At 32.8% G+C, this 15,899-nt stretch carries 17 protein-coding genes; 11 read left to right on the top strand and 6 right to left on the bottom strand.

Annotated elements, in window-relative coordinates; translation table 11 throughout:
- Positions 1–8: 8 nt before the first annotated feature.
- On the bottom strand, positions 9–404 hold the full coding sequence (locus tag ACKTTV_RS18165) for a hypothetical protein (protein ID WP_408032297.1): 396 nt from the start codon (positions 402–404) through the stop codon (positions 9–11).
- A gap of 143 nt (positions 405–547) precedes the next feature.
- On the opposite strand from ACKTTV_RS18165, the gene ACKTTV_RS18160 reads away from it, so the two are divergent.
- A complete protein-coding gene (locus ACKTTV_RS18160; protein WP_408032296.1) occupies positions 548–805 on the top strand; it encodes a hypothetical protein in 258 nt (85 codons plus the stop codon).
- Positions 806–961: 156 nt separating this feature from the next.
- On the opposite strand, the gene ACKTTV_RS18155 is transcribed toward ACKTTV_RS18160, so the two are convergent.
- The 3 genes from ACKTTV_RS18155 to ACKTTV_RS18145 all read right to left on the bottom strand — a co-directional run bounded on the left by ACKTTV_RS18155 (position 962) and on the right by ACKTTV_RS18145 (position 3,202).
- Positions 962–1,483, bottom strand: a complete 522-nt coding sequence (locus ACKTTV_RS18155) for a hypothetical protein (protein WP_408032295.1) — start codon at positions 1,481–1,483, stop codon at positions 962–964.
- A 225-nt stretch (positions 1,484–1,708) separates the two neighbouring features.
- Positions 1,709–2,473 (bottom strand): alpha/beta fold hydrolase, encoded by a 765-nt coding sequence (locus ACKTTV_RS18150; protein WP_408032294.1) that lies wholly within the window; start codon positions 2,471–2,473, stop codon positions 1,709–1,711.
- Between the two features lie 12 nt (positions 2,474–2,485).
- Positions 2,486–3,202 (bottom strand): pyridoxine 5'-phosphate synthase, encoded by a 717-nt coding sequence (locus tag ACKTTV_RS18145; RefSeq protein WP_408032293.1) that lies wholly within the window; start codon positions 3,200–3,202, stop codon positions 2,486–2,488.
- An 85-nt stretch (positions 3,203–3,287) separates the two neighbouring features.
- Here ACKTTV_RS18145 and ACKTTV_RS18140 point away from each other — a divergent pair, with 85 nt between their 5' ends.
- From ACKTTV_RS18140 to murI, 8 genes are all read left to right on the top strand, one after another.
- Entirely contained in the window at positions 3,288–3,947 is a 660-nt protein-coding gene (locus ACKTTV_RS18140) for a CBS domain-containing protein (protein WP_408032292.1), read from the top strand.
- Positions 3,948–3,979: 32 nt separating this feature from the next.
- Complete coding sequence (locus ACKTTV_RS18135; RefSeq protein ID WP_408032291.1) at positions 3,980–4,876, top strand: NAD kinase; 897 nt, start codon at positions 3,980–3,982, stop codon at positions 4,874–4,876.
- A 106-nt stretch (positions 4,877–4,982) separates the two neighbouring features.
- A complete protein-coding gene (gene porG, locus ACKTTV_RS18130) occupies positions 4,983–5,663 on the top strand; it encodes a type IX secretion system protein PorG (RefSeq protein WP_408032290.1) in 681 nt (226 codons plus the stop codon).
- 5 nt (positions 5,664–5,668) lie between these two features.
- A complete protein-coding gene (locus tag ACKTTV_RS18125) occupies positions 5,669–6,421 on the top strand; it encodes an isoprenyl transferase (RefSeq protein WP_408032289.1) in 753 nt (250 codons plus the stop codon).
- The gene (bamA, locus tag ACKTTV_RS18120; protein WP_408032288.1) at positions 6,414–8,981 is read left to right on the top strand and encodes an outer membrane protein assembly factor BamA; all 2,568 of its coding nucleotides are present in this window, start codon (positions 6,414–6,416) and stop codon (positions 8,979–8,981) included. The genes ACKTTV_RS18125 and bamA overlap by 8 nt, the downstream gene beginning before the upstream one ends.
- A gap of 64 nt (positions 8,982–9,045) precedes the next feature.
- Positions 9,046–9,852 (top strand): OmpH family outer membrane protein, encoded by an 807-nt coding sequence (locus ACKTTV_RS18115; RefSeq protein ID WP_408032287.1) that lies wholly within the window; start codon positions 9,046–9,048, stop codon positions 9,850–9,852.
- A 39-nt stretch (positions 9,853–9,891) separates the two neighbouring features.
- The gene (locus ACKTTV_RS18110) at positions 9,892–10,401 is read left to right on the top strand and encodes an OmpH family outer membrane protein (RefSeq protein WP_408032286.1); all 510 of its coding nucleotides are present in this window, start codon (positions 9,892–9,894) and stop codon (positions 10,399–10,401) included.
- 68 nt (positions 10,402–10,469) lie between these two features.
- On the top strand, positions 10,470–11,264 hold the full coding sequence (gene murI / locus ACKTTV_RS18105; protein WP_408032285.1) for a glutamate racemase: 795 nt from the start codon (positions 10,470–10,472) through the stop codon (positions 11,262–11,264).
- Here the strand turns inward: murI and ACKTTV_RS18100 are convergent.
- Together ACKTTV_RS18100 and ACKTTV_RS18095 are read right to left on the bottom strand one after the other, a co-directional pair.
- Positions 11,261–12,241, bottom strand: a complete 981-nt coding sequence (locus tag ACKTTV_RS18100) for a PorP/SprF family type IX secretion system membrane protein (protein WP_408032284.1) — start codon at positions 12,239–12,241, stop codon at positions 11,261–11,263. The genes murI and ACKTTV_RS18100 overlap by 4 nt on opposite strands.
- Positions 12,242–12,330: 89 nt before the next feature.
- On the bottom strand, positions 12,331–13,170 hold the full coding sequence (locus ACKTTV_RS18095) for an AraC family transcriptional regulator (RefSeq protein ID WP_408032283.1): 840 nt from the start codon (positions 13,168–13,170) through the stop codon (positions 12,331–12,333).
- A 138-nt stretch (positions 13,171–13,308) separates the two neighbouring features.
- On the opposite strand from ACKTTV_RS18095, the gene ACKTTV_RS18090 reads away from it, so the two are divergent.
- Entirely contained in the window at positions 13,309–14,226 is a 918-nt protein-coding gene (locus ACKTTV_RS18090; protein ID WP_408032282.1) for a dihydrodipicolinate synthase family protein, read from the top strand.
- Between the two features lie 21 nt (positions 14,227–14,247).
- Positions 14,248–15,855 carry an aldehyde dehydrogenase (NADP(+)) gene (locus ACKTTV_RS18085; RefSeq protein ID WP_408032281.1) on the top strand — a complete coding sequence of 536 codons (1,608 nt, stop codon included), beginning with the start codon at positions 14,248–14,250 and terminating at the stop codon, positions 15,853–15,855.
- Positions 15,856–15,899 lie beyond the last annotated feature (44 nt).

The following is a 15,899-nucleotide window of genomic DNA, read 5'->3' as shown; positions in this document are numbered from 1 at the left end:
CCTCATTCTTATGAGGTTTTACTTTTTATAATATTTTCGATTTGGACATTTAATAGTTTTCCAACTTCTTCATCTTTTGAAAGTAATTCCAGAAGATTTTCTTTAATCTTAGTATTCAACATTGACACCTCATAAGAAGAAGGCGGCTCTTGAACTAGCCCATGCGAACTACCTTCCAAAAACATGGTTCCTCTACCCGTTAACAACCAAGTAGGATCAACTTCTGGAAAAGCGTGGAGAATTTTGTTTAACACATTGCTTTTAAATGAAGCCTTTCTCCTAATAGCAGTACCTATTGAATTGTTAGAAACATCAATCTTTTCTTCAAAAGACCTAATGTTTAACTTATTTACTTCAATAATTTTTGCTACTCTTTTATAAGTATCATCTATGAAATCAACCATTTAAAAACAACTTTTTTCTAAATCTTTTATAATTTTGTTTTACAATTAGAATTTTGTTTGTATATTTGTAAAGCATTCAGTACAAAACTCGTACAAATATAAATTAAAAGTGCTGTCATTTTCCAAAAAAGACTTATAGTTTTATGATATCACCTACGCAACGAAAAGAATTAGAAAGGGTTAAACCGCCAAAGTATAGGGAAAAAGTCAAACAATATTTAGCTCAAAATGGGCATAACTTTTCCTTAGAAACCATTCAGAAAGTTTATTCTGGTAAGAGAAATAATATAATAATAACAGAAGCTATTTATGAAGTATTCAGCAGTTATAAAAAAGAAACAGAGAAAATTACCTCTAAAATAAATACAATTACTGCCGACATTCCAAAAGATATCTCTTAAATATTAGCAATATACGGATGGGGCAACACGGGGTGGAAATGTAAGGTTTTCCGCCTCGTTTCTAATTAAACTAACTTTTTTCTAATTGTTTTTTTGTGTAAGGTCGCCTAGAAACTAGACGACCTCGACTTAAAACTGAATCTAAAATATTAGTGTTTAGTTCTCGTCAGCAAGTAATAACAATTGAGCTGCTGCTCCTTTTGCTCCATCACTTCCAACTTCACCTAATACACCAATTTCTTTCGCTCCTTCAGGGTTACCACTATAGTACACTGAAGCTTTTTGATATACGTGGTTATCTGCATAAAAACCTAGTTCTTTTCCTCCTTCAGGATTTCCGCTATAATAAACACTTGTTTTCTCGTAAATTCTATTATTCTGAATAAATCCTAATTCTTTTCCTCCTTCAGGATTACCGCTATAATAAACACTTGTTTTCTTATAAATTCTATCATTTTGGATGAATCCAACTTCTTTTGCCCCTTCAGGGTTCCCGCTATAATAAACACTTGTTTTCTTATAAACTCGACCATTTTTTACAAAGCCTAACTCTTTCCCTCCTTCAGGATTTCCGCTATAATAAACACTTGTTTTTTTGTAAACTCGACACTGAGCCATCATTCCTAAACTTAGAAACAATGTACAAACTAGTAGTATAAGTACTTTTTTGTTTTTCATGATTAATTAATTTTAGTTTGGTTATAATTAGCCTGCAAAGCAAATTAAAACTATCATGTAAAACAACTAGGAATTTTACTACAACTGAACTCAGCAAAAAGTAAATACAAGCTAGTAAAAACACTTAATCAAATTAACTAAATGTTAAATGTTTATTTTAGTCATAAAAAAATTCCGACCAAATAGTCGGAATTATATATGTGATCAAATATTTTTTCACTCAAACTAGATGAAGTTCACAACCGTTTTCAAAAAGTCAGTTGGGTTCTCTGCATGGAGCCAATGACCTGCATTTGCAACACTTTCTATTCGAGCTTGAGGGAAATGAGCTTTAATTAACGGAGTATCATCTGCAGTAATATATTGCGATTTCTCTCCTGATATAAACAAAACGTCTCCTTCAAACATCGTAAACGAAGGTAGTGCTACCCCAACCTCTCTATTATTCTCTGTTAATGATTTTAAATTAAATCTGAAATCAAGCACTCCCTTTTCTTTCCAGTAAACACTCTTCAATAAAAACTGACGTACTCCAACTTCAGGAATTAATTCAGAAAGCTTTTCATCAACTAACTTCCTTGAATTATGAATAGTAAAATCAATTGAATTTAGAGCTCCTAAAATGTCATGATGATGCGGAGGATAATCTCTTGGTGAAATATCTACTATTATCAACTTATCTAATAAATCAGGATACTCAACAGAAAAAAGCATTGCTGTTTTCCCGCCCATAGAATGCCCTAAAATATGAGGATTTTCAACTCCATGATGCTCTATATAATTACTTAAGTCTTCAACTAACAACTCATAATCAAATTCTTCCGTATGAAAACTTCTACCATGGTTTCTCTGATCAATTAAATGAACTTCATAACCTTCTTCCGCAAGCTTATTTGCATGAGACTTCCAATTATCTCCCATACCAAAGTAACCATGAAGTACGAGCAAGGGTTTGCCTTCACCAACGATTCTTGAATGTAAAATATTCATAGTCAGAAAAAATTATCCTTTTAGTCGGTGTAAGTACATGTTTACAACATTCTCTATACCTAAATAAATACTTTCTGAAATTAAAGCATGACCTATAGACACTTCTGCTAAGTTTGGAATATTTTGCTTAAAGAACTGAATGTTTTCTAAATTTAAATCATGTCCTGCATTGATACCTAATCCCAAATCATGAGCTAAAATTGCTGCCTCCGTATAAGGCTTAACAGCTTCCTTGTTACCATTTGCAAATTCAGTTGCAAAATTTTCTGTATACAACTCAATCCTATCAGTTCCTGTAGTAGCCGCAGCTTCTATCAACTTTAAATCTGTATCAATAAAGATAGATGTTCTTATTCCAGCTTCCTTAAACTCGGCAATCACATCTTTTAAATATGATTGGTGGTTTACTGTATCCCAACCTGCATTTGATGTTAAAACATCATCACCATCTGGCACCAAGGTAACTTGTGTTGGCTTAATATCTAATACCAAATCTTTAAACTTAGGTATAGGATTTCCTTCGATATTATACTCAGTTACAACCACTGGTTTTAAGTCATATGCATCTTGATAACGTATATGCCTTTCATCTGGTCTTGGATGAATAGTAACTCCCTCTGCACCAAACTCTTGAACATCTTTAGCAACCTTCAATAAATTTGGAACATTCCCTCCTCTTGAGTTACGTAACGTTGCTATTTTATTTATATTTACACTTAACTTTGTCATTATAAAATTTGCTTGGAATATTTAGTAAAGCTTTATTGTTATGCAAAAGTAAATCATTAAATCATTTTAACCTATATTCGTGCTAATGAATATTAACGATTTTATACTTAACGAAATCCGAGAACTTCACCTTGATGATACTGTGGGTTCTGCTCAGGAATTATGTAGAGAACTACCTATAACTCACATTCCAATTGTAAAAAACGGAAAGTTAGTTGGATGTTTACCAGGTAGCGATATTCAAACATTAGATAATAAAGACGGGCTTTTAAAAGATTACGATTATCTTCTGGATCATTTTTACACCAGTGAAAAAGCAACCTTACTTGATTTAGTTTCTTTATTCGCAGATAACGATAGTAACTTAATACCTGTTTTAGATAAAGAACTGAACTACATTGGATATTATGAATTAGGAGATATTTTGGATGTTTTAGCCGACAGCCCTTTTCTTCACTTGGATAGTGAAACCTTAATTGTTGAAAAAAACAATACAGACTATTCAATGAGTGAGGTTTCGCAAATAGTTGAAAGCAACAAAGGAAAACTCCTAGGAATGTATATTTCTTTTGAAAGTCAAGAAACTATTCAGATTACATTAAAGGTATCAACAGATATTATAAACGATATCATTCAAACTTTTAGAAGGTATGATTACACTGTGATTACACAACATGAAGATGACTCTTATCTAGAGGAACTCAAAGATAGAGCGAGATACTTGAGAAAGTACCTAGATATGTAATCAGAATCTCAACCTAAACTATAACTAATATTTTGAAAAAAGTAGCTATTTACGGCCAAGCTTATACAATTTCTGCTGAAAAAGAAATTAAAACGTTGCTTTCTGTTTTAAACAAGCATCATATTGTCGTTTTCTTTGAGCAAGATTTTTATAATTTATTGATTAAGCAACATTCTTTGGATAAAAAGTATCCAACCTATGCTCATTTTGATGACCTATCTGACTCCTTTGATATGCTATTTACTATTGGAGGAGATGGAACAATTTTAAGGGCTGTTACCTATATTAGAAACCTTGATATTCCAATTCTGGGAATAAATACTGGAAGATTAGGTTTTCTGGCTACTGTTCATAAGGATTTGATAGAAGAAGCTGTTGATTTATTATTGAAGAAAGAGTATACTATTCAAGAAAGAACTCTATTAGAAATTAAAACAACCCCAGAAACTCAGGAATTTTCGGAAATTAATTTCGCTCTTAACGAAATTACAGTTGCCAGAAGAAATACAACTTCGATGATTGGGGTAAAAACTTATTTAGATGGAGAGTATTTAACCAACTATTGGGCCGACGGATTAATAATTGCCACCCCAACGGGATCAACTGGTTACTCATTAAGCTGTCATGGTCCTGTAATACTTCCAAATTCAAAAAGTTTAATTATAACTCCAATCGCTCCACATAACCTCAATGCACGTCCTATGATCATTCCTGATGGAACTTCAATTGAACTAAAAGTTAGTGCAAGAGAGAAAGATTATTTGGTTACCCTAGACTCAAGAATTGCCACTGTAAACCAAGAAACGAGTATTTTTATTAAAAAAGCTCCTTTCACAATTAAAAGCATTGTACTAAAAAATCAATCATACTTAAAAACGCTCAGAAGCAAACTATTGTGGGGAGAAGACACCAGAAATGAAGCACTTTAAGGAAAGGCACCACAATAATTTGGCAAAAAAAAAGTTAATCAGAAAAGACGATTTATTAACTTTTTAAAGCAAATTCAAATTACTATATTTGCACGCTAATTTTACAATGAAAAGACGAGTTTTATTCATATTATTAACAATAATTTCAACTATTACCCTAGCTCAAAGCCACGAAATAGGTGCGTTTTTCGGTGGCTCTAATTTCATTGGAGATATTGGTAGAACAAATTATATTTATCCGAATAAATTTGCTGGAGGAGTTGTTTATAAATTTAATATAAACCCCAGAATAGCACTTAGAGGTAATTATACCTACATACCAACTTCTGGAAATGATGCTGATGCTGACAACCCTTTTAGACAAACTCAAGGAAGAAGCTTTTCTAATACAATTCATGAATTTGCAGCAGGTGCTGAATTTAATTTTTACGATTATAATATTAGCGACTATAGAACAACCTACACTCCTTATATTTTTACTCAAATAGCTCTTTTTAATTATAGAAGCCCTGCTGAAATGGTTTCTAGTAATATAATTCGTCTTGAAAGTAAATTTTCTTACGCAATTCCATTTGGGGTTGGAATTAAAGGATTACTTTTTGACGATTTGGCTATTGCTTTTGAAATAGGAGCTAGATATACCTTCACAGACGATATTGACTATAGCACTCCAAAAATTAACAACTTAAATTATGGAGGAAATGGAAATGATTTATATACCTTTACGGGTTTATCAATTGTTTATACCTTTGGAAGGCCACAATGTTATAGTGGATTAACAGAATAACACATATGGAAGAAAAATTACGAAGCATTAATTTACATAAAGTTCCTAATCATATTGCTGTCATCATGGATGGCAACGGTCGATGGGCAAAAGGTAAAGGAATGCAACGTGTTTTTGGGCATAGAAATGCTCTTACGGCAATTAGAGAAACCGCCGACACTGCTTCGGAATTAGGTGTAAAATACTTAACAATGTATGCTTTTTCTACCGAAAATTGGAACAGACCCAAATTTGAAGTAGATGCTTTAATGAGCTTACTTATTACCACTCTTAAAAAAGAACTACCAGAATTTATGAGAAAAGATGTGAGGGTAAATGCTATTGGAAACACCAAAAGCTTGCCTAAACCTGCTCAAAAAGTTCTTAATAACGTAATTGAGAAAACTAAAGATAATCAGAAAATTACATTGACTTTTGCCCTCAGTTATGGAGCAAGGGAGGAAATTGTTAACGCTATTAAAAACATATCTAAAAAAGTTGTTAATAATGAAATGGAAATCGAAAAAATTAACGAGAAAATTATAAATAATCATTTATATACGTTTAATTTGCCTGACGTTGATTTGATGATACGTACAAGTGGGGAACATAGAATTAGTAATTTTTTACTATGGCAAATGGCATATGCAGAGTTATATTTTACTGATGTACTATGGCCTGATTTTAGAAAAGAACATCTTTTTAATGCCATATTAGATTATCAAAACAGGGAAAGACGATTTGGAAAAACAAGTGAACAGATTGAAACCAATGAATAGAAATTCATTTTTATTTGCACTAATAGTTACTGTTTTTTTTGCAGTAAATGTAAAAGCACAAGAAATAGCTAAAGATAGCACAAGTACAACAGGTGTTATTCAATACGAAAAAGGAAAAGAATATATTTTAGGGGGAATTACAGTTACAGGATTACAAAAATTCAGTGAACAAACCGTTAGGGTTTATACTGGATTAGTTACTGGACAACCTCTTAGACTTCCAGGTGATAAACTTACCAGTGCAATTAAAAAACTTTACGAAAGTAAGCAGTTTAGTGAAGTAGATGTTTATCTATCAAAAAGAGATGGAGAAACAGTTTATCTTCAATTTGATGTTCAGGAACTTCCTCAACTTACCGAAATAAACATTAACGGTGTAAGTAAATCAAAAGCAAAAGATTTAAAGAAAGAAACAGAACTTAGAAAAGGTGTAATGGTTACGGACAACCTAATTGTAACCACTAGAAACTATATAAAGAAAAAATATACCGATAAAGGTTATTTAAAAGCAAAGGTTTCTGTTGACACTAAAAAAGATACAACAGATATTAATACGGTTACCATGAGCATCTTCATTGATAGAGGAGATCGTATTAAAATTAAAGAAATAAATTTTAATGGTAATGAAGCTGTTTCTGATGGTGCCCTGAGAGGTGCTATGAAAAACACAAAGCGCAAATTCCTAGGGCGTTTCTGGAAATCGTCAAAATATGTAATTGAAGATTATAAAGAAGATTTGGAAAGTATTCTTGAAATGTATAGTGAAAAAGGATACAGAGATGCAAGAATTTTATCAGATAAAGTTACATGGAATGACGATAATACTATTAATTTAGAAATTGATTTAGAAGAAGGTCGTCAATATAGATTTGCTGATATTGTTTTTGTTGGAAACAAGAGTTATACCGATGAACAACTTCAAGCTTTATTAAGAATTGAAAAAGGAGATATTTATAACGGAAAAGTTCTTAAAGAAAGAATTTCTGGTGATGGAACTCCTACTTCTCAAGATATTCAAACACTTTACCACAATAATGGATTCTTATTCTCTCAAGTAAATGCTGTTGAAACTAAGGTAAAGAATGACTCTATTACAGTAGAAGTTCGTATTAGAGAAGACGAGCAAGCAACAATTAAAAAGGTTACTGTATCTGGTAATGATAAAACGAATGATCATGTCATTTTTAGAGAACTTCGTGTAAAACCAGGAGATCTTTTTAGTAGACAAAATATTATTAGATCTATCCGTGAAATTGGTCAGTTAGGGTTCTTTGATACTAACGTTACACCAGATGTAAAACCAAATTATCAAGATAAAACTGCCGATATCGACTTTTCAGTTGTTGAAAAGGGAGGTAGTCAAATTGAACTTCAAGGAGGTTATGGTGGAGGATCTTTCATTGGAACCTTAGGTTTATCATTCAATAACTTCTCGGTACGAAACATATTTAACAAAGAAGCTTATAAACCATTACCAATGGGAGATGGTCAAAGTCTTTCTTTACGTTTGCAAGCAAGTAGAACATTTAATACATATAGTTTTTCATTTACTGAACCATGGTTAGGAGGAAAAACTCCACAATCATTATCATTCTCTGTATATACCTCAAATCAATATCGATTTGATTTTAGAACAAATACTGTAGACAGAAATCAGAGCTTAAGTATTATTGGTGCTCAAATTGGTTTAGGAAAGCGTTTAAGATGGCCTGATGATTATTTTCAATTATCTCAATCTATCAGTTACCAACGTATCGAGCTTCAAAACTATGGATATAGAGTCGGTTCTTCTAATGCAATATTAAGTGAAGGGGACTTAAATAACCTTGCTTATACTGTTGCATTGACAAGAAACTCTGCTGGTCCAAGTTTAATTTTCCCTACTTATGGTTCTGAATTTACAATTCGTGCTAAGGCGACTTTACCATATTCATTACTTAATGGTAAAGATTATACAAGACCTGAAGGATTATTAGCAGGTTCACCAGAAGAGCAATCATATTTTGCTGACAAATACAAGTGGTTAGAATACTATAAGATTTCTGCTAAAGGAAAGTGGTATACTCAATTAGCCAATAAATTAGTTTTAATGTCTAATTTCGAATTGGGTTATTTAGGTACTTACAATAATGAATTAGGATTAACACCAGTAGAACGTTATTTTGTAGGAGGTGATGGAATTGCACAAGGTCAGTTAGATGGTAGAGAAGTGATTGGTCTTAGAGGATATGAAAACAATAGAATTTCTTCAATTGATGGAGGGGCTATTTATAATAAATTCCAATTAGAATTACGTTATTCAATAACCGATAAACCATCAGCATCTATTTATACATTAGGATTTTTAGAAGCAGGTAATTCTTATGACAATTTTAGTGACTTTAATCCGTTTAGATTAAAACGTTCAGCTGGAGTTGGTGTACGTATCTTTATGCCTGCCTTTGGATTACTAGGTATAGACTTTGGTTATGGGTTTGATCCATTACCAGGATTTGAAGATACTATTGACCCAACTAGATCTGGTTGGCAAACACATTTTATTATTGGAAGACAGTTCTAAAACCATACATTTGTAATGTGTCCGGTTTTTTGGCACGGTTTTTTCTAAACACATTATATACAAGATGAAAAAAAACATTCTTACAATCGTTCTTTTACTTATAGTAACTGTATCTTTTGCACAAAAAAGTCAACGCTTAGCCTACATTGACATGGATTATATTCTACAGAATATTCCAGAGTACATTGAAGCTCAAAATGCATTAAATGCGAAGGTTGAAAAGTGGCGTGCTAAACTAGATAAGGAAGCTCGTAATATTGAAGTGTTAAAAACCGATTTAGCCAATGAAAAAGCTATATTAACAAAAGAGCTAATTGACGAACGTGAAGAAGATATAAAAGTTAAGCAGGAAGCATTAAGACGTTTGGAGTCTTTATACTTCGGTCCAAGAGGTGATATGTTTAATTTAAGAAAACAACTTATACAGCCTGTACAAGATCAAGTATACAATGCTATTCAAGATATAGCAAAAAGAAAGAAATATGACTTTGTTTTTGACAAATCTTCTGACTTAGTAATGTTATATTCTAATAAAAAACACGATATTAGCGACCTTATCGTGAAAATGATCAAAATTGATCAGAAGCAACAGGCTAAAAAGGAAAAAATCGAAGCTAAAAAGGAACTTATAAAAAATAGTACCGAGCTTACCGATAAGCAAAAGAGGAAAGAAGAGTTAAAACAGAAAAAAATAAATGAAAGAGAAGAAAGAATTAAAAAAATAGAAGAGCAAAGAAAAGCTCGTTTAAAGGCTCAAGCCGATAAACGAAAGCTTCTTAAAGAGAAGAGAGAAGCTTTAAAAAAGGCCAAAGAGGCTGAAAAGAAAAAGAAAGAATTAGAGAAACAACAACAAGAAGAGAAAAACAAATAAATCAAGAATAAAGACAATTATTAAATCAAAACAACAAAAATGAAACATTTAAAAAAGTTATTATTAGTTGCAATTTTTACAGTTGGATTAGGTGGTGTTGCTAACGCACAAAAAACTGCACATATTAACACTGATAAATTGTTAGCTAGCATGCCAGAAACTAAGGCTATGCAGGCAGAATTAGAGAAATTAAAGAAAACTTACAACGACGATATTGAAAGCTTAGTTAACAAGCTTAAAGCTAAGATAACTAAATACGAAGCTGAAGGTAAGAGTCAAACTCAAGAAGAGAACCAAAAGAGAGCTATCGAAGTTCAACAAGATAGACAAAAGATTGCTCAAGCTGAACAACAAGCTGCTCAAGAATTACAAAAGAAGTACCAAGAAAGAACACTTCCTATTTTGAAGAAAGCTGAGGAGGCTATTAAAGCAGTAGCAGCAGAAAAAAGTATTATTTATGTATTTGATGCCGCTCCTGGTAAAGGATTAATCGTTTACGATAAAGGTGAAGATATTTACAATGCTGTAAAAACAAAATTAGGTTTCTAATACGTTGTAACGGATATAATAAAAAACCTGCTTTTATTATAAAGCAGGTTTTTTATTTTTGTAATACTATGACAAGAACTACTCAACCTATTGGTATATTTGATTCCGGCATTGGAGGCACCTCTATTTGGAAAGAAATTCATGACCTTTTACCATTTGAAGACACTCTTTATCTTTCAGATAGTAAAAATGCCCCCTATGGAAATAAAACCAAGGATGAGATCATTGCTTTAGCTATTAAAAATACAGAATTCTTACTCGAAAGAAATTCTAAAATAATTGTTGTTGCGTGTAATACAGCCACAACAAACGCTATAAAGGTTTTAAGACAAAAATATAGTGTTCCTTTCATTGGTATAGAACCAGCCATAAAACCTGCTGCTTTAAGGACGAAAACAAACACTGTCGGTATTCTAGCTACCAAAGGAACATTAAATAGTGAATTATTCGAAAAAACATCTTCCAATTTAAGTTCTAGTCCCATCATAATTGAACAAATCGGAGAAGGTTTAGTCGATCTTATAGAAAATGGTAAGATTGATTCAGAAGAAATGAACACATTACTCAGCAAGTATCTAAAACCTATGATAAGTGCGAACGCCGATCATATTGTTTTAGGTTGCACACATTACCCTTATCTAAAAGACCAAATAAAGAGTATTGTAGGAGCATCTGTGAATATTATAGACTCAGGTAACGCGGTAGCCATTCAGACTAAAAATATCCTATCGGAACATAATCTCTTAGTTACAGGTACAAGAACACCTATTAATCAGTTCTTGATCAATAAAAATAAAACTGTTTTAACCAAAATACTAAGTGATTATTCTTCAAGAATAAATATTGAAGAGGTAGACTTTTAAAACAGTCTACCATTAATATTTGGACACGCAGAACCTCTTCTCTTAGCACACAGAACATTCATTCCGAATGATAATTGATGAAAGTTTCCATTTCCAAATACAATATCTCCCGATTGTTTTGTAAAAGTATATCCAAACATATATCTCTTATAGTTTACACCAACAAATGGCGAGACATAATTAGAATCTCCAAATACACTTCCATCAAAACCTTTTCTGTATGAAACTCCTCCCCAAAGTTGAGCTTTACTATTTTTAAGAGTTTTGTACACCTTCATGTTTAAATCGACAAGCTTCTCACCTGTTTGGTCTTTATATTGAAACATGAATGATGGTTCAAATTGAATTTTATCCTCATCTCCAAAAAAGTATCCTGCTCCAAGAATGTAGTTTCTTAAGTTAAGAGATTCAAACTCCTGATTTAATTGGCCTCTTGCTGAAAGCAAAATATTTTTTATCGTTAAATACGAAGAAAAACCACCATAGTGATAAGCCATTCCAAAATCAGCATTCACATATAAATTACTTTCTATAACTTGGCTTACTGTTGGATCATTAAAAAATGTAGTTTGATCAACCTGATTTTGAACAACCGACATTGACAAACCAAAAGATAATTGATTAAATTGATTTTCGTTTCCTAGAAACAAATGATAAGCATATGTTCCTTGTAAGGCCTTTTGAGAGTGAAAACCGTTTTTATCGTTGAATAACACAACTCCATAAGCCGCTTTCGAATCAGGCCTAATTTTAGAGTGAAAACTCAGTGTTTGTAACTCAGGAGCATTTCTAACTCCCGCCCACTGCTGTCTTGCCGTTAATCTAATTTTTGCACACTCCCCAACTCCTGCCGCAGCCGGATGAATTAAAAACACGTTATCAGATAGATAATCAAAATAAATAGGTAGTGTTTCTTGTGCCCGAACTTTCAGGCCAAACGAAACTAGCAAAAATAGAAGAGTTACGTTAATTTTCATATAGCATATAGTAATAGGTTGTCAAATATAAACAACCACATTCAAAAAATTGTTAATTTTTTAAAAAACAACTAGTTCTTCCTAACATTTTAGAAACTATCACGATACTCAGAAGGAGTCATTTTTTTTAATTCTTTAAATTTTCGATTAAAATTGGACAAGTTTTTAAATCCTGCCATCTCAGAAATTTCAGTAATTAAACATTCTTTATTTTTTAACAATTTACAAGCCTTATCAATTCTTATCTCATTCAAAAAAGTAAAGTACGTCTTGTTCGTTCTTTGCTTAAAATATCTACAAAATGCATTGACCGTTAAATTGGACACTTCAGCAACATCAACCAAATCAATCTTTTTATGATAATTTCCCAAGGTAAAATCAATAATATTGCGCATTCGTTTACCCTCATTATCGGAATATTCCTTATTGTAAATAAAACTCGATAATTTCTTAATTTTTACTTTAGAAAGCAATCCCAATACATTAAAGAAAATAAGGAAACGATCAAAATCACTTCCTTTAGCCAATAAATCAAAATGACTAAAAAGCTCTTCCTTACCTGATTCTACAACAAACCCAGATTGAGCATTCAAAAAGAAACTATTGACCTCGTTAAAATCATCTAACTCAAACAACTCTTTACCAAAAGAGTGTTTTGTAAAAAATAACGATTGCATAAATGATTCTCTTTCTGAAAAAGCTTCCGCTTTAAATATGTGTGGTTGATTTGATCCAATAACAAAAATATCTCCTTCCTTATATTCATGAATTGCGTTTCCAACCAATGCAGTTCCTCTTCCAGTAACAATTCTACTTATTTGTATTTCATCGTGCTCATGCAGTTTATCAAAAAAGAACTTACCCTTATCCTCTTGATAAATGACTCCTAAATTTTTCGCCTTTGGAATTTTAAATGGTAAAACAATCATAACACCCTAAATTTATAAAATATACACACATAAATATATTATTAAACCACAAAAAGGTTAATATAATATCAGTAGACGATAATTTCAGGCTAATTTACATTCTTATTTGCTCTTAAATTTGTTCAAAAAAACGGAAATATGGACATTCAATGGAAAGGGGTTATGCCCGCAGTAACCACTAAATTCACGAATAACGATACCTTAGACTTAGAAATGTTTGAGGTAAATATCAAAGCGCAATTAAACTCAGGTGTTCACGGAATTATCCTTGGAGGAACACTAGGAGAAGCTTCCACTTTATCTAATCAGGAAAAAAGCACTTTAATTAAAGAGACAGTTCGCATCGTTGAGGGCCGTATTCCTGTAATTATGAATATTGCCGAACAAACCACGAAAAACGCCATATTGGCAGCGCAAAAGGCTGAACTGGATGGTGCCTCTGGTTTAATGATGTTACCTCCAATGAGGTATAAAGCCGATGCTCGGGAAACAATTGAATATTTCAAACAAACCGCAAATGCCACCTCTTTACCAATCATGGTGTATAATAATCCAATTGATTACGGTGTAGAAGTTACTCTTGATATGTTTGAAGAGCTATTAAATTCGTGTCCGAACATACAAGCTGTAAAAGAATCAACTAGAGATATTTCAAATGTAACACGCATTAAAAACCGCTTCGGAGATAGACTTGCCATTTTAAGTGGAGTTGATACACTTGCCTTAGAAAGTTTAACCTTAGGTGCTGATGGTTGGGTAGCTGGATTGGTTTGTGCTTTTCCAGAGGAAACTGTTGCTATTTATCGCCACATGGTTCAAAAGGAATATGATAATGCTTTGGAAATATACAGATGGTTTCTGCCATTGCTTGAATTAGATATTAATACTAAATTAGTACAAAATATAAAGCTAGCAGAGGTGGCTACTGGAATTGGCACAGAAAATGTTCGCGCTCCGAGATTACCCCTCATAGGAGAAGAACGTAAAAATGTTCTTCAAATAATAGAAAATGGGATAAAAACAAGACCCAACTTAGTAAAGTTCTATTCCAACTAACAAAAAACTAAAAATTAACTTATGGCAACCACTACCATTGCAAACATTTCGGGGCAAAACTATATTGGAAATAAATTATCAGTAACAGGTAAAATTACCTATAAAACTTATAACCCTGAATTACAAGAAGAAAATTCAATACCGTTTTACGAAGCCTCAGATAATGAAATAAATGAGGCAGTTTCGCTAGCAAGTAAAGCCTTTGACAGTTACAAAACATTTTCTGGAAAGAAAAAAGCTGAGTTCTTAAATAAGATAGCTGACGAAATCTTAAACCTAGGAGATGCCCTTGTTACAACCTATTGCTCGGAAACAGGGCTTCCCGAAGGAAGAGCTGTCGGTGAAAGAACGAGAACCATTTTTCAATTAAGATCTTTCGCTGAACTCGTTTCAAGTGGCTCGTGGGTTGAAGCAAGTATCGATACAGGAAATCCTGATAGAACTCCTATGCCAAAACCAGATTTGAGAAGAATGAATATTCCCCTAGGACCAATCGTAGTATTTGGTGCAAGTAATTTTCCTCTCGCCTATTCTACTGCAGGAGGAGATACTGCTGCTGCACTTGCGGCTGGCTGCCCCGTTATTGTAAAGTCTCACCCAATGCATGCGGGTACAGGCGAATTGGTTGCCTCAGCAATCATAAAAGCCGCAAAAGAAACAGGAATGCCTGATGGTGTTTTTTCAAATTTAAATTCTAGCGGAATTGAAGTTGGTCAAAAACTTGCGGAACACGCGCAAATAAAAGCAATTGGCTTTACTGGAAGTATAAAAGGAGGAAGAGCCTTGTTCGATATTGCTTCGAGAAGAAAAACCCCAATTCCTGTGTTTGCTGAAATGGGAAGTATTAACCCCGTGATAGTTCTTCCTGATGCACTTAAAACTCGTGGAGAAGAATTAGCTAAAACATATGCTAATTCCATTACTTTAGGTACTGGGCAATTTTGCACAAACCCTGGTTTAATTCTTGGAATTGAAAGTGATGCTTTAGATAATTTCATTAATCATTTAAGTGACGAAATTGTAAAAATAAATCCAACATGTATGCTTCATCCGCAAATAAAAAAAGCATATCATTTAAACAAGGAGAAAATTCTTAGCGAAAAGCAAGTCTCTATCAAAACAACCTATAAGCAGGATATTGCTAATGAAAATTATGCTTCTCAAACGTTAGCTACTGTTTCAGGAGAAGACTTTATACAGAACGCTAATTTACATGAAGAAGTATTCGGCCCTTTTTCATTAATTGTTAAATGTAAAGACAAAGGAGAGCTAGAAAAGGCAATTTCTAGCTTAGATGGACAGCTAACAGGTACAATTTTAGGAAATAATTTGGAAATAAGTGAGTATAATTATTTACTTTCGCTCTTGAATAATAAGGTAGGGCGTATTATTTTCAATGGTGTACCAACAGGTGTGGAAGTTTGTCCATCCATGGTTCACGGTGGTCCCTACCCTTCTTCAACAGACTCGAGATTCTCAGCTGTTGGCACAAGTTCTATTAAAAGATGGGTAAGACCTTTTAGCTATCAAAATTGGCCGAATGAGTTACTACCTGACGAATTAAAAAATGAAAATTCATTAGGTATATTACGATTAGTTAATAACAAGTTAACTGATCAACCGATATAATATACTGACCTATACCTCTCCTGAAAGGAAAAGTTTAGAAGGGT

The organism is Tenacibaculum xiamenense (assembly GCF_964513065.1).
Classification (GTDB): domain Bacteria; phylum Bacteroidota; class Bacteroidia; order Flavobacteriales; family Flavobacteriaceae; genus Polaribacter; species Polaribacter xiamenense.
This window is presented reverse-complemented; position numbering and strand designations above follow the sequence as displayed.